Source organism: candidate division WOR-3 bacterium, from assembly GCA_039802205.1.
Taxonomy (GTDB): Bacteria; Hydrothermota; Tepidihabitantia; order SM23-42; family JAOAFX01; genus JAOAFX01.
Genome location: JBDRWD010000051.1, coordinates 1 through 20775, shown reverse-complemented (window position 1 = coordinate 20775; position 20775 = coordinate 1). Strand labels below are relative to the sequence as shown.

Annotated in this window: 13 protein-coding genes; 1 reads left to right on the top strand and 12 read right to left on the bottom strand. The window is 40.1% G+C overall.

Annotated features, from left to right (window positions below):
* Positions 1 to 395, bottom strand: a 395-nt coding sequence (locus ABIL39_09595) for a hypothetical protein (GenBank protein ID MEO0166376.1), incomplete at its 3' end; no start/stop codon positions are given.
* Positions 396 to 561: 166 nt separating this feature from the next.
* Positions 562 to 3825: an Ig-like domain-containing protein gene (locus ABIL39_09590; GenBank protein MEO0166375.1), complete on the bottom strand. Its 3264-nt coding sequence runs from the start codon at positions 3823 to 3825 to the stop codon at positions 562 to 564.
* Between the two features lie 523 nt (positions 3826 to 4348).
* Between ABIL39_09590 and ABIL39_09585 the strand changes: the two genes are divergently transcribed.
* Entirely contained in the window at positions 4349 to 5122 is a 774-nt protein-coding gene (locus ABIL39_09585) for a hypothetical protein (protein ID MEO0166374.1), read from the top strand.
* Between the two features lie 81 nt (positions 5123 to 5203).
* Here ABIL39_09585 and ABIL39_09580 read toward each other — a convergent pair whose 3' ends face one another.
* The 10 genes from ABIL39_09580 to ABIL39_09535 all read right to left on the bottom strand — a co-directional run bounded on the left by ABIL39_09580 (position 5204) and on the right by ABIL39_09535 (position 20525).
* On the bottom strand, positions 5204 to 5542 hold the full coding sequence (locus tag ABIL39_09580) for a T9SS type A sorting domain-containing protein (GenBank protein ID MEO0166373.1): 339 nt from the start codon (positions 5540 to 5542) through the stop codon (positions 5204 to 5206).
* A gap of 52 nt (positions 5543 to 5594) precedes the next feature.
* On the bottom strand, positions 5595 to 6713 hold the full coding sequence (locus ABIL39_09575; GenBank protein MEO0166372.1) for an IS4 family transposase: 1119 nt from the start codon (positions 6711 to 6713) through the stop codon (positions 5595 to 5597).
* A 119-nt stretch (positions 6714 to 6832) separates the two neighbouring features.
* Entirely contained in the window at positions 6833 to 7381 is a 549-nt protein-coding gene (locus ABIL39_09570; protein ID MEO0166371.1) for a hypothetical protein, read from the bottom strand.
* A gap of 183 nt (positions 7382 to 7564) precedes the next feature.
* On the bottom strand, positions 7565 to 8176 hold the full coding sequence (locus ABIL39_09565) for a hypothetical protein (protein MEO0166370.1): 612 nt from the start codon (positions 8174 to 8176) through the stop codon (positions 7565 to 7567).
* 54 nt (positions 8177 to 8230) lie between these two features.
* A complete protein-coding gene (locus ABIL39_09560) occupies positions 8231 to 10027 on the bottom strand; it encodes a T9SS type A sorting domain-containing protein (GenBank protein MEO0166369.1) in 1797 nt (598 codons plus the stop codon).
* Between the two features lie 50 nt (positions 10028 to 10077).
* Positions 10078 to 12954 carry a T9SS type A sorting domain-containing protein gene (locus ABIL39_09555; GenBank protein MEO0166368.1) on the bottom strand — a complete coding sequence of 959 codons (2877 nt, stop codon included), beginning with the start codon at positions 12952 to 12954 and terminating at the stop codon, positions 10078 to 10080.
* A gap of 489 nt (positions 12955 to 13443) precedes the next feature.
* On the bottom strand, positions 13444 to 13641 hold the full coding sequence (locus ABIL39_09550; GenBank protein MEO0166367.1) for a hypothetical protein: 198 nt from the start codon (positions 13639 to 13641) through the stop codon (positions 13444 to 13446).
* 426 nt (positions 13642 to 14067) lie between these two features.
* A complete protein-coding gene (locus tag ABIL39_09545; GenBank protein MEO0166366.1) occupies positions 14068 to 16452 on the bottom strand; it encodes a helix-hairpin-helix domain-containing protein in 2385 nt (794 codons plus the stop codon).
* Positions 16453 to 16454: 2 nt separating this feature from the next.
* Positions 16455 to 17243, bottom strand: a complete 789-nt coding sequence (locus tag ABIL39_09540) for a hypothetical protein (protein MEO0166365.1) — start codon at positions 17241 to 17243, stop codon at positions 16455 to 16457.
* Positions 17244 to 17252: 9 nt separating this feature from the next.
* Positions 17253 to 20525, bottom strand: a complete 3273-nt coding sequence (locus ABIL39_09535; protein ID MEO0166364.1) for an Ig-like domain-containing protein — start codon at positions 20523 to 20525, stop codon at positions 17253 to 17255.
* Between the last annotated feature and the right edge of the window lie 250 nt (positions 20526 to 20775).

Below are 20775 nucleotides of genomic sequence, written 5' to 3'. Positions count from 1 at the left end.
ATATTTTTCAACAGATAATTAAAAGAATCAAGGCAGGTATGGAATTTATGATAATGCTCTGTTATCCTTTTTCTATCTGATAATTTAACCATTTCAAACATAAAATTATTGTTCGTGGCAGAAACCGTAAACTGCCTTCGCAAAACTTCATAATCAGGGGCTTCAAGAATAATATCGTATTTGCCCGGTGGTAATGAAAGATAAAAAGTGCTCCGCCTGGTAGTGAAAGACTTATTTAGATTTTCAAATCTTACCTGAACATATGGAATTGGCTCTCTTGAGACTGAATCGCATATTGTACACTGGACATTGATACTCTCCGATGTCTTTTGGGCGTAAAGGGTTATCAAAAATACTATCACTAAAATTATAATTTTTTTAATTTTAATTACCATAGCGAATTATACAAACATCAAACGAAATGTCAAGGTCACAGTTTAAAGCAAAAAATAATCTTATTGAAATGAGGAGTGTTGTGTTATAAAATTTTTAGACTTGGTAACCGCAATCCGCCTGGCAGATTAACCTGTGTTAGCTTCCAATTTCAATTGGACGAATTAGTTATCTCAACAAAACTACTTTCTCTATCTTTTCATATCCTTCTGCCTCAAGGCAAACAAAATAGACACCGGCAGAAAGTCCTTCAGGTTTTGTCCAAACCTCATTCATGCCAATCCTTGATTTTAAGATATCTTCTTTATGCATTAGCCGGCCACAGACATCGTAGATTTTGATTGAAATTTTGCGCTCGTCCGGCGAATTGAATCTTAGCCTTATCATACCGTTTGTCGGATTCGGATAGATTCTATCAAAGTAAAATGGCTTTGCAAGTTGCGTTTCTGCACCCTGAGGACCGAAAAATTTTTGTACCATTGATTTTTCAACAGGGAATTCATATAGCCCAATCGCACTACAAACCACCCGCTTGCCTTTGACTTTTGAAATATCAATAATTATCTCTCCATCCGTATAGGTATTCTGTGGCAACCAGACTGAAATCCTCTTTAAATGATTCGGGGTAATAAATGTCGTATCCAATCCAATTCCATCCACCACCAGCGCCTGAATAATCCTGCCGATGCCTCTCTCGTCTTCTGGAATAGAAACATCATTTTTGTATCTGTCATGCTGAACTTGTTTCAGCATCCCATCCGTGCGATGAATCGCACCGCTACAATTTTCCGTTTCACGGTTCACGGTACGCGGTTCACGACTTGTAGGAGCAGGGACTTCAAGCCCGTTATTCCCTGATAACCCGTCATATCCCTTGATAACTCCTAATTCCCCTTTTGCCTCTAATTGACCGAAATTGCCCTCAATTGCCTTAATTTGCCCTGAATTGCCCCCAATTGCCTTAATCTGCCCCAAATCGCCCTTGCTCACCTGATTCTCAAAATAATACGCCAAGTCCATTCTGTATACCTTCTCCGGGTCTAACCCAGTAAATTTATATCTCAAATTCTCATACCCCCAATCCGTAGTCTGATAAGGCTTATCACCAAATACCCAATAACCATCACGCCTTAAACAATATTGAGACTGCACTGCCTGCCCTAAGTCCACAAAGACCTTTGCCACTGGTGAGACATTAAGTTTTTTAAACTTAATCGTATATGGAATCGTATCACCTTCGGTCCAGAGGCAATATAACTTTGCATTATTAGCATTCACTAAAGAATATGCAGAATGTGGAAAAACTGAGGCAGTCGTTGTATTAGAGATATTCTCTGGTGAGGTCCAACTTCCTGATGTATCCACATACTGACTCATATATACTTCCCAGTTTCCAGACGTATTATCCAGCCAAAGACAATAATGTCCACCTGATAAAGTCGGAAATTTTGATTCACCAATAGTTGTCGCAACCTTTTTCACATTCTGCCAGCCGATTTCCGTCTTCTGCCGGCTATAAATCTCTAAATTGCCCAATGAATCCCGGTCCTGCCAGACGGTCATAATCTTATTTCCATATAGGTCAATTACCGGATACAATCTCTCACTTGTTGTTGTCCGATAAATCGTATCAATCCCTGACCAGCCGGTTGAATCTTTCTCTTGATAGCAAATGCTCCTTTCACCTTGCCATAGTAGATGCAGAATCCTTGAATTATCAATGACCAAGGATGGGGTGCGAGCCCAGATATGGGTGTATAATGTTTCAATAATCGCATCCTGAAAGTGCCCTTTATGGAATTTTATATAGATTAAATCACCGGTATCGGAAGGTAGCCAATAATATTGAACAAAAACAAGATGAACTGTATCCGTAGTATCACAGACCATTGATGGTGGTGAGACATTTACGACTGGTAAAACTATAGTCTCCGGTGGTGCCCAACTTGCGGTCCAGTGGGTATAATAAATATATGAACCCGATACCCACGAGACACAGGGATCTCCTGAGGTATCAATTGCCAGCGCCGGATATTCACCCGGGCTTCCAACAAGTTCACTGCTTGAAAAACTCTTGCCTGAATCCTGCGAATAACAATAGTAAATACCCCCACCCGATGAATAGACCAAGTGAACCTTATCGCCAGTCGGGCTTGAGACAATCTTACGACCATTGTTGTAGGCGGTTGCCAGTGGATTATCTACTTCCCGCGGTCCATATTTTACAACCACTGAATCTGAATAGGTGCTCTCTAACCCCAGGGTGTCAATTGCAGTGACACGATAGATATAGGTATTCCCTAATTGAACTAAGGTATCGGTAAAGTTATTTACCACTGTGGTATCAAGCGTCCTGTAACTGAGACTATCACCACGCCGACGATAGACAATATACCCTGCCAAATCCGGCTCGGGATTCTGGCGCCAGGTAAGGGTGACAAACTCTGAGGCTAATGGATAACGCGCCGCCGGGTCTCTTGGATGCCCTGGCACCGGGTCAGTGGTGAAAATAAATGAAGCCGGGGCGAGGGTATAAACCGGACCATATTTTTCAGTAATGTTGAAATAATGAATACCATCACCTGAACTTATCCCCGAACCACCATCATTCCAAAATCTCTTTACATCGCACTTACGATAATCATATCTAAAACGCCCGGGGTATTCATTAAGAAAGATAGTCACCTCAAAACTTGTTGTATCTTTTGTAGTATCCCGATTAATATAGCGCCATTCAATAATTTTTCGGTCGGGATTGTATTTCTTAATCTGTCTAATCCATCCTTGATTCAATCCAGTAATTGTAATTGAGTCATTATAGGCTGCAATCACACCTGCATTGTCGCCACCCGCAGTTGGAAGGTCAAAATGGAGGTCATATCGTGGAGTACTAAACCAGATATTTCCTGTTTTAACGGCATAATACCAGGAATATAATTGGCCATAAAAATAGAAATCCTCAAATTGGTAAATGTATGGATAGGCATAGAGGTCAAGCCAGCTTGCCGGTTCAGCACTTTCCCAGTGAAACGCAGTCGGATAACCCTGGGGATTATCTGCACCTGGTTGAGTACCGGTTGTAAACGAAAAACTGTAAGGAATCAATTCTTGACCCTGTAAATCTTTTAATTGACTGCTTAAACTAACTGTATATGTTGTATTCCTAATAAAAGATGGGTCGGGAGTAAAATCTATTTCTTTATCATTAAGCCATACCCAATCGCCAGAGACACCCGGTGAGATAGTTATCGCCTGCCATAGTGCTACATTTTGGTCCATCGGTTCAGAAAATACTACCCGGATATGCTGATTCAATGGCACATTGATTTGACCATTGGTGGGAATAGTGGATTTAACCTTAGGCCGGAAATTGGCAACGGTGACCTTCACCGACTCGGTGTCAGCATTGTTTTTAATATCTGCAGCAATCACCTTGACCCAATAATAGCCATCTTTAAATCTTGCCTCTTCTATTGAATCCGCATCAACCGAATCCGGCTAACCAAGTTTCTGTTTGGTGTTCCAGTAGCGGTCAACTACCTGATTATTCACAATCCGGTTCGTAATCCAGTAATAAAAAGGGCTTGCTGCTGTATAATTATGTCGGTCGTAAACAAGTAAAACCGGTGCACAATTGCCAGCCCTAATTAGTCGCCCACGATGTCATTGCAACCCCTTGCCAACTCTTCTTGGTCTCAGTAGAGAAAACAGGGGCGTGGCACTCTCATAATTTAGCCACTAGCAGTTGGCTATTAGCCAATAGCAAACATGAAATTGCTTTGTCGCTTCACTCCTCGCAATGACAAAAAGGAAAAACAGAGTGTTAAAATTTTTTATGCTCAAAAAATGGTATAAAACCGCTTTGGTACTGCACTTGACCGGAGTTCATCAAAAGGAGTATGAATAATCCGGGCTAATCTCTTTACAATTTCTTTTTTTTCGTTATAATAAAGCAATGAATTTCATTACAATATATTTTAGTATTATATTTGCAGGAACTTATACTTCTCCAATTTGTAATCTAACCGCCACTAAAATAGATAGCATTCAGCAATCAGAAGACCGATCTTCGTGTCTTACACAAAGTGTAGTATTCTGTGCTTCAAATATACCGCCTATGTTTACATTGATTGATACGAATTCATATTGGTCTTTGACGATTGCCTCGGTATATGGTTATTCATGGTTGCTCAGAAAATCACTAAGGAAATTTTCGGATAAAATTCCCCTGCCCCTTGGTTTGAAATTCGCAATATGGGGAGAAGGTTCAGGCATGCTCTTAGAAAGTTTTGCAATAATGGATAATTTTAGACTTCCGGACAGCGAAAAGATACTTTTACACCCGGATACAAAGACTGACCTTTATCTCGCCTCGGGTTTCTACGCACCGTTTGTATGTACATGGTCTTTCCTTGCTAACAAATACGATTACACACCACGGGATATATTCATTATCTCCGGGCTTAGCGGTATTGTAATAGAGCAATCCGGTGCGATATTCAAATCTTTCAACCCTGTTGCCTGGGGATATGTCTTTTTGGTCTATGGCTCCTACCAGGCATTGCCAGGATTGCTCGTAGAAAACCAATTAAAACAAAAGCAGCGGATAAAATTATCCTGGCAGAAAAAATACTTGTATGGCTTTGGTGGTCAGGCGGTCTCTTTTGTTCTTGCAGGTGCTACGATCTACGCACTGGCAAAATTCGGCAATGTCCAGTTTGAAAAATGATTCTTTCAAAATATTCTTCAATTGAACCGAAACTCAGGGTGTTTTGATGATTAAAATCACGCAAACGAACGACTGCTGCCGTCAGCGTGTGACAACCAGTTTACCAGTAGTCCTTTGATTATCAACATTGAGTATAACAACATAGATGCCGCTTGTGAATTCACGAACACTGAGCACCATTCTGTGTTTACCACCTTCTTTGTATTTCTGATCAATGGTCTGAACCATCCTGCCATCCACGCTATATAACTGGATTGAAACATCGCCTGATTTTGGTGTGGTATATATAATCTCAGTCTGACCGCTCACCGGATTCGGGATAATCTCCAGACCAAATTTCTTCGGTATTTGAGTTATATTCTCTACAATACCGTGTGGATTCCAGGCATAGGCATAGAACAGAACCGGATTTTCGGTCATTATCCCAGGTGGGTAGTACTGCCATGGACCCGCCCTGAGTCCTCCTCACTTTTTAAGATTCGGTTGGGCATAATTTTTTGAAATGAAAAAGCCACGGATATTTGGATAAATCCAGCTTATTCAATAATTCTAAACCCAATCGGAAACTGCTTAACAATTTCTTATTACCCTTTTTAACCATAGAAACCAAATCAATAAACTCCTTTATCCGTTCACTAACCGCACCCAAAAGAATCACAAACATATACGCAACCACAGCCACTAAAATCAACTTTTCCATCTTAACAACACCCTTTAAACCAGCCGCCCTTAATGAAAAGTATCTCTCATTCTTGAAATCACGAAAACTCTCCTCAATCCGCATCCGATGCCCATAAATCGCTATCACCTCCTCACTATCAGCTAAATCAGTTACCAAATACCAGGGATCATTTGAATCATATCTCAAAACAAGATTTATCCGCTCCTGCACCACCTTATGATACAAAACCTCCTGCCACCACATTGTTTCATTCTTCCCTAAACGCATGCCCTTTATACAGCCAGAAAATCTACCATACTTAACCCAAACATCACCCTTCACACGAATCACAAAATTAACACCCAAACCCTTCAAAAACTTAATAAATTCTACCTTCCCAAAACCACGGTCCGCTACAATCACAATCTGCCTCCATAAATACTGCGGCACCAAACTAATAAATACCCCAAGACACTCACGCTCAACCCGATTCTGCCAATGCTCATCGTTCAGATAATCAACCACCCGCCAAAAAAGCGGAATCGCCCGTTTCTGGTAAGGCAAGGATAAATAAAGTACCGAGTAATTACCCACTTTCGTCCAATCAATAAGAATCTCTAAATACTTTCGGCTTTTGAGCCACTCCAGAAAATAAGGAATGATACCCGCGTAAGCATCTTCAAGTGTAAATTTGCTTTTGGCAAAGAAACGCCAGAGTCTATTTAAATTAGTCTTGAATTTAACCGGAACCGGTAATTGGCGCGCCAATTCACACAGGACTGGTTTACGGATGTCAACAAAAGTTGCCGTGAGCAATTGGAGGGTCTTGAGTGGGTTTTTGTGGAGCGGTGAGAGTAAGATATTCATAAAGTTTTTTAGCTGAAGGATATGATTATGGGTTTTATAGAAAATTTTAATGGATTTTTTCATTATAAGCCTCCGCCATGATTTTAAAATAAATTGAAAAAGAATCAAGAGAGAAATCCATCTTTATCACCCCCACCTTAATCCTCCCCCATCAAAGGGGGAGGAGAAAAAGTGAGGAGTACTCAGGGACCCGCCTCCTTGTCATTTAAATAGAAAAGATATAATGTATCGAACCCGGAACCCGCATCATTGACCTCAGAGTTGAGGGTTTGATAACGGTCATCATCACACTCACCAGGGGGTGCACCAGGGGTATGGGAATTTGTAATATTATGATGTTCTATCCAGGTCAGGCCATTATCTGTTGACCGTGCACCCCAGACATCAAGATTGGCTAAACCATTCTGGGCAATATCATTGGTATCAGCCTTACACCAGGTGCAATACAAATCGCCGGTCACACGATTAATTCCAATCTGGGGTTCACTCACTGTCGGATGATTTGCACCGGGACCTGGTGAAATCTCGTACCAACCTGAGGCGACGATACTTACCTGACCGGTTGCCTGATTCCAGTGTCTGATCTGTGAACGCCAGCCACTACCAGCAGAACCCTGACCAATCGTGTCTATTACTGTAAAGACCACATGGAGATGGTTGTTGTTATCATATACTGCGTCACACCAGATATAACCTATTACTGAATCCGTTGGAAAATTCCAATACCACACAGTGTCGTAAGTCCAGGTTTCGCCGTTATCGGTTGTCTCCCAGTAATGGTAATCAAGATTAACATTATCATTACTTATGAGTACAACCTTGCCACCGGGACTCGTTACCCAGACCTGTCGGCCGCCTAAATCAAAATGTAATGTATCAAGAGGTACTCCTCCAAGGTTATCTATCCAGTCTGCCTAGGTCTGTCCCTGGTCATCTGAATAGGTTACACAACCAACCCCGGCATTTAACTGAACGCCTGAGACCCATATACGATTATGGACAGTATCAACACATACCTTGAGAAGGCTAATTTGGTCATTAGCGGGGATTATATGTGGAATGAACGAGCCTGTACCTTCAATAGTATCAATATACAATATTGGGGTAACTACCCCTCCAATTGAACGTGTTAATGCACACACAGCCCTGCCATAGTCCAGGCAGTCAATATTAAGCGGCACACTCCCTGAACTGTCAATCTGTGTTGGACCGAGCCAGTAATTTGGCGGCCGAAAATAATTATAGCACGGCCTTCTGGTAGAGGGTCCTGAGGAAAGCATATGTGGGAAGCAAAAATGGAATGCACCTCTTGGAGTTGGCCAGAACATATGCTTATCGCCGGAACCATTATACAGCCAGTCTAGCCAAGTCGTTCCTACTACAGTACCTGGTGATGTGCGTGAGCCATTATAATGTGGACCTGCCTTACCCTGCAAAACATAATCAGGTGGCGTTACTACACTGTTATTCTGCCAGGCATATATTGTGCCTGCGATGGCAATTATTGTTAACACTAATCTCTTCATCTTTCCTCCTTTCTTTCCTTTGCATAATTCCTTATTTTAAATATTTAAAAAATTCTAATCTATCTTGATTACTTTCTGATAAATAATCTCCTTGCTTTTTTTCTCTTCATATTTTATAAAATATACTCCACTGGAAACCTTTTGACCAGAATCATCATCACCCGACCAGACAATCTGGTTAAATGGTTGAATGGTTAAATGGTTAAATTGTTTAACCACCCGTCCCGTAACATCATAAACCATTAATAAAATTTCGGATTTCGGATTGCGAATTGCGGATTTGTTTGAAATTTGGGAATTGGGATTTGTTTGGGATTTGGGATTTGGAATTTGGAATTTAATCACGCAGTGATTTGTAAATGGATTGGGATGGATTTCTAATTTCGGATTTCGGATTGTGGATTGCGAAATTGTGATTTCTTTGACGCCCTGTGTACGTCTGATACAAAAGACTGGGGAATATGTGGAATCATATCGCCCATTACCCTTAACCACCAACCAGAGATAGTTTGCCATATTAGCCTGGGTATCAGGAACTACCCAAGCACACATCGTATCTGTTGGTAATCCTTCATAAATCAAATGGCAACCAAACTGATAATGTGCCCAATATAATCTCAATGAATCAAGGGCAATTGTCTCATCAAGTCTCCATCGCGGATAGACCGTGTCATTTGCCCAGAATGTGTCATAGGGCTCGGGACAGAACCAGGCGACCTCAGGCGTCTTCTCATAGATTCTGGTCTGATTGCCGCCGGAGATTACAATCTCATTCAAACCATTATTATCCAAATCATTTGTCACCCGCACACAGGAGCCATTGTAATTGCCAGGTAATGTGTCCCAGAGATAAAAAGAATCATCGCCACAGGATTTGATGAGATAGACATAGGCATCAGCCTCAAGTGCAATCTCAGGTACAGAATCGCCATCTACATCGCCCACATCAGAATAACCACCACCATACCACCAGCTAACTAATCCCGAAAGGACAAAAGTTTTTACAATCTCGTAGGTATTATTACCTGTTGCCTCAAAGATAAAGGCACTAAACGGATTTGTATCAAAAACAAATCCCTTTACCACAAACTCTAACTTCCCATCACCATCGGCATCAGGAACGGTAAAGCAGTCTTTGATGTTGCGGGTGGGGAGTTGCTGTGAAATGATTTCGTGGTAAGAATTGTTTCCAATGCACTCAAAAATGCTGTATTGTCCTGCAGAATAACCCCAGACAAATTCATTTTGATTATCTGAATCAAAGTCACTGAAGGCGAGAGTGGACGATGAATTATTGGGTACAGAAGTTGTAATTTCTGCGATTTTATCATAAAGATTATCATCTACAGATTCATAGATATGGAGGTGGATGTAGTCACCCAGTACCTTAACAATCTCAGGTATTCCATCTTTATCAATATCATAAACACAGATTGGAACAACTAACCCCTGTCCCACCGTATCCCGCCAGACCTCCTGGGTGGGATAGGAAAAGGAATCAGGGGATTCAAAGATGGAAATACCCTCCCACCAACGTTTCGCCTCGCCACGCTGCGTAACAATATCATAAAGACCATCACCATCAAAATCGCCAATATCCCATAAATTAAGTGGGTGATTGGGATGCGGAAGCGAATCAACTTGCCAAGTGTTGGGTGGTATATATTTGTAGAAATAAAGTGTATATCCGCCACCAACATATGTAGCAAAGATGAGTTCATAATGCCCATCTCGGTCAACATCCCTGCTGCAAATTTTTCCTCCCGCTCCAAAATCCAATCCTTTTGGAATATACCATTTCTGCACGAAACCAGAAATTAAAAAGCCGAAAAATAAGAGCCATCCTCCCATCTCTCCTCCCTCAGAGGGGGCTCTTTATTGAGCCCCCTCAGTTTGTCCTGCTACTCCAGTTTTATGAGTTTGTGTGTGAATGTCTGTTTGGTATCAGGATTATCAACTTTCAGGAAGTATACGCCGGGCGTAACCTTTCTACCATATTCATCTCTGCCATCCCAGATGATTTTTTCAGATGGATTGTTGAATTGCTTTATTAACCCTCCAGAAACATCGTAGATTTTTATTGCAAGGCTGAAGCCTTGCCCTGCATCTGATATCGTGTATCTGATATTCAATTTGTCTCTGAATGGATTGGGAAAGATTGCAAGACCGATATTGTTCAGTGTATGGGATTCCTGCGCCATTGGACCAGAAGCAAGTTCTGTTGCTTCTTCTTCATATTCATACTGATAAATGTAGATTGAACCGGCAGTTGCAAAGTCGCCAGAAATCCGCTCAAAGACCACATCAATCTTGCCATCCTTATAGAATGCCGGCGGAATCCAGAATTGAAGGCTCTCGGGCTCGTAGGCATTGTATTTGATTAAATGTTTTAATTTACCGTCTATCTTTACCCATTCTCGCCACTGACCCGAAGTTTCATGATAGGCAACCGCTTTGATTTTATACCGATAGCCGGGCTCAAGCGGGAATCTGTAAGTGATTGTCTGATAGCCAATATCCACTGGAATCTGCCAAGTAGAGATAAAACTGTCGCGTTGGACAAGATAGGGCGAGGGTATCTCATTGCCATTGACTGAAGTGAGATATGCCGGAAGTTCGGTTGGAATATATTGCAGTTTCTTGAATCTGATTTCGTAAGGTATGCCACTACCTTCAAGCCAGGCAGTGTAAAGATAGGTCCTTGAACTTGTAAACCTTGCAACGGAATGCGGATAATATGACCTTTCCTCAAGGGTTTGGCTTATGTTATAACGCTCGTCATCAGGATGGACTTTATAATAGACTTCATACCAGGTATCAAGGGGCGGTGATGGCATTTCAGCATAGACCGTGAATGTCCCCGAGGCATTCACCGGCATCCTTGAAGGTAGGTCAGGTGTTCGGCTGAGGTTGTCCCAATAGAAATTCGGCGGCTGAATATCACTGCGTGTCCATCCTTTATATACATCCTCCATTAGCCATGGTGTCACTTTATGCTCCCAGACCACATAGACCATATCACCATAGCATTCAACAAAGGGATGGGCGGAGCGGAGACCATCCTGTTCAAACCGTGGTCCCCAGTTTTGCCAATTCTGTCCAATTTCTCTTGTCGCATAGCAGATTGTATCAGCCCTCTGCCAGACTGCATGGAGGGAATTATCTATGCTACTTCGGGCAATTGATGGATTATAGCGAATCGGTCCAGCCGTAGCACCAGCACCGCCCTCAATTTCTGAGAACGAACCCGACAACGGCTGGTCAATCCGGAATGCATATTCACCAACCCAATTTATCGGTCCGTTTGCCGGACTATGCATCGTGCAAAGAATATGAACACTATCACCGGTAGTATGAGGTGTAATGGCGATTGAAGGCGGTGAATTCAAACGAGCCTGCCAGTATGCCCAGGGGTCATAGAGATGATAGATAACGCTCCATTGAGTTAGGTTAATCTTCCGCTTATACCATAAACCACCAATATCGTCAGTCCAGGTGACCGAAGGTAGATTACTTGAACTCAATGTAATCGCCGGAAATTTCCCTTCACCGATGGCAAGGGGCGCTGTCCAATTTATACCACCATCTGAAGAATATTGATAGATTACCGAATCCAGCCGGGTATAGACCAGATGCAATCTTTCAGTATTGGGTTCACGAACTAAATGTCGGTTACCATTGTAAGCAAGCGATAATGGGTCATCGGTATCATTGAGCATTGGACCGAGTTTGACAAGATAGAGATCGTAGTATGGAGGACCGTAGGGGTTAAGGAATGTGGCGCCAGCAATAATATATTCGTTGTTGGCTATTATATCCAAAGAGTAACCATGGTCATCATAATTGTTTCCATAATCAATTGTCTTTTGCCACTCAATATTCCCCCTGCTATTTACTTTAACAATATAAACATCCCAGTTGGTGGTCAACATCGCCTCTCCCACTGCAATATATCCGCCATCACCTGTCTGTTTTACGATGTATCCCCGAGCAGCTGAGGTGGTGGTAGGTCGTAATTTTTTCTCCCACACCAAATTGCCTTGAACATCGGTTTTAATTAGCCACAAGAAAATCGCCCCAGCATACCTAACAGTACCGCAAAGAATATATCCCTGGTCATTTGTTTTCGTTACATACTTGCCATCATCCCAATCATTATAACCAAATCTTTTTTCCCACAATAAGTTACCATATTCATCAGTTTTTAAGAGCCAGACATCGCGGCTTGTTGTATTGGGATTGTATACCGAACCAGCAATAACAAATTTATATTCGTAGTTTTCATAAACCTGCTGAATACAAAAACCGCAATCTATCTGGTTTGTTAAACCGTACGTTTTCGTCCATGTTACATTTCCAAGATTGTCTGCTTTTACAAGTAGAACTTGCCCCGGGTCTGGGCCCACTTGCCCACCGACAATAGCAAAACCACCATCCGCAGTCTCTATAACAGATTGTCCCCATTCCTGAAAGCCTAAATTTATTTCTTTAACCCACTGAGGATTACCATTTTGTGCAATCTTAATAAGATAAATATCGCCCGCTCCATCTTCATCATAACTACCCGTAACTACATATCCTAAGTCACTCGTTTGTATGACAGACCACGCTTCATCATAATTTGCACTCCCAAAGGTCCTTTGCCATTCTACATTGCCGAATGCATCTGTTTTGATAAGATAGATATCAGTGTTACCAGCACCGAATGAATAAGTTGAGCCTGCAATTATGAAGCCACCATCCTGAGTTGCTTGAATAGAATATCCTTTATCCCCCATGTTGCCTCCGTATGTCTTTTGCCACACAACATTTGGTTACTGGGCAAATGCTATTGCCCCTATGATTATTGAAACAAAAAATATGAATCTTAAAGTTCTCATTTTAATCCTCCTTTTTGAAGCAAATGTTTCTATCGACCCGAGGCATTGCGCCTCCCTCAGTTCGGTTTTTATGTGCGATAAATCGCACCACTACAAAACCTACCCGAGGCCAGATTAGCCCGCATTTGCCTCTCCAGAAGGATTAAATAAAAATCTTGAGTGAGGTGAGGTGATTTTTCCCAATCCGATGATACTCGGTCATAACAAATCCTTTGTTTATTAAATTCTAATTATATTATACTGCAAAAATGTTTTTCGTCAAGGGTGAAAATCATGGCGTAAGACTATCTTTTAATTTTAATCATAAATATTATAAACAAATTTTTAATCCGACAAAAGGCAATTTTGTTAAGACCAAAATTGCGGAAACTAAATACTATTTGAACATTACTCTGAGATGGATAGTAAGAATGTATAATCTAACCCATCGTCTGATTTAATAATTTTTGCGCCTGTTCCAAGAATTAATGCTGCTTTATCCGGAGTAGAATAAGAAAAACCTAATGTATTTATTATCGGCAATCCAAGGGGCAATTCTATATGCCATATACGATACTCATGATACTCACTATCCGTGGGTCCCATATTTGAAAAGCCTAACAGTAAATGGTACTTTAAGATTATGGCCTCAACAAAGAGTAGTTAAAAGTGTTAAAATAGACACCATTTATACCACCACACTCGTATGATAGACCGATTCTCAATATAGTTTTGTGGAATTCTCTTTTGAATGTAAATCTACTTTTTATGATGTCACCCCCTACATTGCCGTCCAATATTTTTCTTTTTTGACAAATCCGGTAAAGAAAAAATCCCTCGTAGGAGGAGCAGTGAAATGCAAAAAATATATTGAAATCAGCGCTGTTGACTGAATAGCACCGATTTGGTTCATTCCACCAAAAATTGAACCATAGATATTCAATTACCAATCTATAAGCGGATGAAGTATTATTACTTAAAGCATAACGCCTATATCTTTAGGTATTTAGGAATTCAGAAATTTTTGTTTTTTTAAAACAAATAATCTATTTGTAGGTTTATGCGAATGCTATTTTCATAATTTATAAAATCATCCACCCTTGCCCCGGGTAAATCCGGATAGTATAAATCCGGATTGTTGTATAATCCGTTGTGTTCAATGAAAGTATCTTTTTTACGGAATTTGAATTTGGTCAATAGATTACCGATTTTTTGAGATGCAGCAATATAATATTTTATCCCCCTATCTGAGAGAAAATCTATACCCGTATCTTCAAATATCCATTGGCTCATTCCATCGGTCTTCCACAAAACCAGTCCACCTTCAACTGTAAAACCCGTAAGAAAATTATGTTCAAATGAAAGATTCAAAAATCCGCCGCTCAATTCCATATCTTCATTTTCTGAGGCTGTCATATAGACATTACCATTCCGGTATTCTATACCGAGATTATCAAAATTAGAAAGATAAAACAATACACGGATTGAGGTTTCAAGGGTATAAGAAAGCGTTGGTTGGATTATCCTCGGCAGATATTTTCTGATATATTTTTCTGAATACCTTATCCTAACCGGAAAAATCGGCTGGAATTCAAATTCAAAATATCCTCTTAGATTGTTTAAATTATGGCACACATTCTCAAACAAATCCAGATACGCACGGGTCAATGTAATATTCCTGGTCAGTTGATAACGAGTCTCAAAGAATATGCCTTTTTCTGGTTTTGGTGTTGGGTCGTCATACATAGAAATAAATTCGGGATTCACAAGTGCATAAGGTCTTTCAAATGGTGTATCTTCAAACCTCCGGTATTCGGAAAAACCACGATTAAAAGGATTGTCATAATCAGGACTGAAATACCTGTATAAAACATTGAGATAAAAATAATCATACTGGAGCCTTGATTTGAAAATATATGCAACTGCCTTATTCTCCATTGAATCTCTCTGTATTACATATTCTCCGGCAAGATATGTATTTTTAAAGGGCACCGAAAACTCGCTTCCATAATAGTATCTTCTTGAACTCTTTGACAGTTGCGTTATCTCCGGATAGAACCAGGGGTCATATTTATCAAGGGGTATATCAATCCATTTCGGGTCAGGGTTTATTTTATCCTCAGGATAATCGAGAACCATTCCTTCCAGTGCGATATATGTACCAGGATTGATCTTTTCCAAAGGCGAGATTCTCAGATTCACACCAGCAACCTGCTCATTCAATTGATTCTTGAGATAATCAAAATCATAGTAATTGAAGATACTCCGCCAGACCGTGCCATCAGGGTTTAATATTGCATCACGCTGGGCAGTGGAGTAAAAAAACGAAGGTTTGATATTCCCTGCATTCTTCGGTAATGGTAGAAAAAAACTCCCGGCAGTGCCAGTAAATACATAATTCTTCGCTTCTGTCAAATCACCATAAATACCTGTTGTCCTTGAAAAGACCCGCGCCCGATATTCATCTGTATTATCAACCATTATCCCTTCTCCCCACACAACCCGATAATTCCCCAGATAAAATCTATAAATCGGTCCGACATCACCGAGTCCAATATATCCTTTAGTGAAATCTTTATTCGGTTGATGAATAATTCCCAGTCTCAATTTCTTTTCATAATTTCCCTTCAATCTCAATGAATATTCTGGCTCGGCCTTAAGTTGTTTTAATAAGATAACCGAAGTATCGATCTGTTTTCTCAATCCTTCACACGCATCATCCTGCCATCCATAATAATTTTTCAGATTCAATATTGTATTATCAAGTTCTAATTTTGCCTGTTCAAGATAAGAAATTCTGGTGGCGATATTCTCATCACCTTCACCAGTATCAAGGCGATTATTATTTTCAAGTCTTAACCTTGCTGAACCATGAAATTTCTTATCAATTATGTCTGTATATTGGACATACCTTCTCAATGATACATAACTATAATAACTCAATCCATTGACTTGCCTCAAATCTCGGGATGATTTGATTTCCTTTTGTGAAATTGTTTTTAAAACTGCCTGGGCATCTATCGGTGTCATACGGTCAATAAGAATTAAATCATCATAACGGGCTTTATTGATATTGAATGGCGAAAATAACAGATCTTCCCATTCATCAATCGCACTCTTTGAAGGCGGTTCCTCACTCGCGAGTTTCTTCTGTTCAGCAATGATTGAACCCCATTCAACCCTTGGGGGAAAAGGAACTGCAATCTTCACAAGCGGCTTTATCTTCTCAAAATTCTCAGGATCCATCCCGGGAACATTGAGCAATTCATATACCGATCTAAAAGGACCATAAATCTGACGATGATTATAAATAATCTGGGAGAGAGCAGAATCCAAGGGCAATCTGTATATGTCTTCAAGTTTTGCCCTATTAAGGTCAATCTGGTTGTTTGTAAAAATAAGAAAAACGAAAAGCATTATTAAAATTCAAAATTTATTGAAACAATGTGATTCAAAGGAAGGTCAACAAAATACTCACACGCATAATCAATCTTTATGTTTTTATAATCTATACCCAATCCTGCTGATAAGGAATTCGGATTGGTCTTAAAACCAGTCCTTAAATTCAAAAAATCCATAATTGAAAATTGGCCTGCAGTATGCAATCTTATATTCTGGTCAGATATTGATAAATCAATCTCCGATGTCATATCCTCAAATGGTTTGTATCCAATGCCTGCCTGGAAAGATGCTGGCAACGTGCCCACATCTGAATCTCCAAATTGGGGTTGATTTAGATTATGTCCGTAAACGCCGAGGAACCATTTTTTTGACAGATTACCAAGCATACCAAGGTTCAAACCATAAGCTATGCCAGTTCCAGTCCTTTTGTTCTGTATCATATATAGATCAAAAGTGGTGCCTACATAAAAATCTTTGCTCAAACCCAAACCATATCCTGCTGTGATGGCCTGTTCTTTCTGTTCTTCAAAACCAAACTGGCTAATGCCTATGCCCAGACCACCATAAAATAATGGTCTTGCAAAACCAAAGAATATATTTTGTAATCCTTCAATATGAGAAAATGTATACTCATAACCTGCATTTATGTTATTTTTGTTTAATAAAGCAAGTGCGGCAGGGTTTATTCTCAATGCATCAACACCCTGAACTGTAGCAACACACGCAAAAGATAAAGATTGGTTATATGCCGATACCTGATAGCGTTCAAATGCCTGGAAAAGACATATAGTCAATATAATCTCCAATCATCCTCCTTAAAACTCGGTTCCAATCACAACCAGGGTCCTTTTGAATATTGTTTTGCCTTCCAAGGACTTTGCCTTAAGATTCAACAGATAAATCCCAACCTTTAGCTGTCTTCTTAAATCATCCTTGCCATCCCAGTAAATCTCTTGCGGACCACCTGCACCATCGTATAATTCCCTGACCATCCTGCCTGACATATCATATACCTTGAGATTCAGTGTATAATCAAGTGGTGAATTTATCCTCAAATGCAATTGTTCACCTTTTGCCGGCAAAAAAGTCTTTGGTCCAATGATCTCAATCAATGGCTCGCTGCTTGCTGAGTCATAATCAGGTGATTTTATATCATCAGGAAATCTTAGTAATAGTTGGTAACCGGATGTGTAGGGCAATTCAGGGTCATATTGTCCCACAATGCCAGTAAAAATCTTTGTCTCACCTTTGATTATCGTAGCAGGACTGATACCACTACCTGTTGTAAATCTAACTGCAATACCACAATCGCCATTCATAACTTCAAAGTTATAACCATCACCGGTCTGATACGGGGTTGATTTAATAACCCCTCTTATTCTTATCAAACTACCTTCCATTGATTCGGTCAAAAAACGATTTGGCTCAAGGAATTTTGGTAATGGAATTGTATCCATACCAAGAAACCAGGCGTAACCATTAGCAATTTCAGTGAGTCCATTATATTCGGTAACCTTTCCTAAGACCCTAAACCTTGCTCCTAAAGAATCAATATATCTACCAAACAGGGAATCACCCTGGGGATTATAAACATTTATTCCCCCGGTATTATCCTGTATATAGAAACTTGGATTGCCCGAAGAAAATACATAATTCGGTCCGGTGATAACACCTTCAACTACGACCATACTATCAACATATTTTGATGATACACCATCACTTCCCGGGGTCTGACAGAGCATAATCGTCTTCAGTGCAGGCATAATGAATAAATGTGAAAAATCCGATGTATCCCTGGGCAATATTTCATAACCATCATTGGGAATTGAACTTGTCGTATACTGGCTTTTTATGCCAACAAGGGTAAATGTATCAATTGGTGCTAAATGCCCCGGAAGATTTGTTCCTGCATTGATATAAACCTTAAAAGGAATATTTGCCATATCATAGGCAGTATAAGATGTTGCCGAAAGAAGGAAACCACCAAAATAAGAAACACGAATTTTAACCAGAGCGCCTTCATATACCTCAGTATTGGCAATATTACCATTTATCTCAAAAGGAGCTGGAATTACACATCCCTGTTTTAATACCTGGTATGTAAAATTTGTTAGCTCATTCTTACCCCGATATTGAGCGACCCTGCCCGTTGCGATGATACTATCTCCGTAATTTAATGGAATCGGAAAATTAGTTGTGTATAAACAAACCCCACCGGTGTTATCCTGGATATATGCCTCCCGACTTGAGAATAATCCATTGGGCACGGTCACGATACCGCAGATTGTAACTGTAGAATCAAGGAGGTCGGGAATAAAATTTGAATCCAGGTCTTTGAATGCGACCGAAATAGGCCAGACATATTCAATCCCATTATTTCTGCCCGGAGTTGGGAATGCATTATTTATCCAGGTATTACTACCATTAGGCAATCGGGCAATAGAAAAATCAGGAATGACATTATTGCCGACATATCCCTTTTTATCAATCAATCTATTGAGGTTATCATAAAAATATACTGTATCACCAGTATTATCTAAATCAGTCCAGTTTCCAGTCCAGTTTGTAATCTGTAATGTATCACCATCTCCAGTTATTAAAAGCGCCTCACCGCTTGCGTATAAAAGAAGATAGCCACAGGCAGGGATAGTAAAACTCGGAATGTTTAAAGTATGTAAACCGATAAGGTCTTTTATCTTATATCCAGAAAGGTCTATGCTATATATCGCCTTGTTGAAAATTTCAATAAATTCTTCATCCAGGTCGTTAAAATTGCCATTATTATTATGATCGAATGTAACAGGGTCGGGCAAAAATTCGTTTATTACCAGTAATGTCTCCAATGGGGTCTGAGTTGTACAAGAAGGAACATTTGAGATCAATGACCAGTTTGAATCTTCATCAGCGGTCTTCAAGGCAAAATAGTAATGCGTGCCCGGTGTTAATCCTAAGACAATAAAAGAATCAATCTGTCCTGCATTTGATGGTGGTGGCTCACCGACACATTCATTTGCTGAATAGAAATTACTTTCAGTTATGAGAAAGTTTGCGAATCTTATATCATAGTAGCTTGCCCGACCTGAATTTCCATCATCACCAGGTGCGGTCCAGCGCAATTTTACATAATCTGTTCCAGTGTCGGTAATTACGAGATTATTTACGGGTGCAGGCGGGATTGTATCTGGTGCAAGGGTGGTCAAGAAATAAAAATAATAATCTCCACCAGGGCTTCCATTGTTATCACCATCAAGTCTGTTACCAGAGAGGTCCTTTATAGTATCGTACACGCAGACATTGACCGTCTCGCCAAAATAGAAATTGCTATCGGGATTAAACTGAATAACAAAATTTATACTGTCATACGATAGTGCACCCGAGTGAATCCCTGATGAACTGCCTGATACACTGAATGCCGAAGGAATTATCGTCGATATGTCTAATGGCTCATTGAAATAAAATAAAATATTTGAGCCAATTCCAATGTTAGTATCACCGTTTGCTGGATAGGTATTTAAAATCACCGGTGGAATCGTATCAATATAGTATGAAATAACTTTAATTGAATCAAGCCAGAAATTACAATTTGATGTACCTAAAGAGCCATTTGGCTTATCCTCAAATCTAAAACGCAATCTTGCATTTGCAAAAGTATCGTAACTGGCAAGGCTGAGCCGGGCAATCTGCCAAACATTGGTATCAGCAGATACATCTATCTTCAATAAGCACCACCAATTTATATCGTTATTTGTTATTTCTATATAAATGGTATCATCCGCACCCATATTATTATTTGGGAGCGAAAATCTATACCAGAAATAAAGACTCTCAGGACCATTATAGGCAGTGAAGTCCATAACTGGAGTCAATAATATTGACCAGCCAGTCCTCAAAGTATCTGAGGCATCATAAACACGTTGTCTAACATGATAGGAATCAGGAATAGCAGTGCCATATGTAAAGCGGTACCAGGTGGTCATATTGGGTCCGGATTTTAAAGTATCCCAGGCTGGAGGGGGAAATTGGATGTTGGTAAAACTTTCAATCAAAACCGGGCTCTGACCGAATAAAAAAAGAAATAAAGTAACCACCATTTATTATATTTTTAATCCCATAAAAGTCAAGCTTTTTGTTATAAAGATCCCGGTGAATATTGCGTTTCAAAGTTGATCTATCCGCTGCTGCCGACTCACCAAATTAAATTTCTTTTGCGATCAGTCTGAGCAATGGTAATAACTCAGGTCCCGAAGGCACGTCTTTCATCAAAATAAAATCTTACCCAAAATAAATTTAGATTCTCAGGCGAATAAGAGTATAGTTTTAGAATTGAATTAATCATGC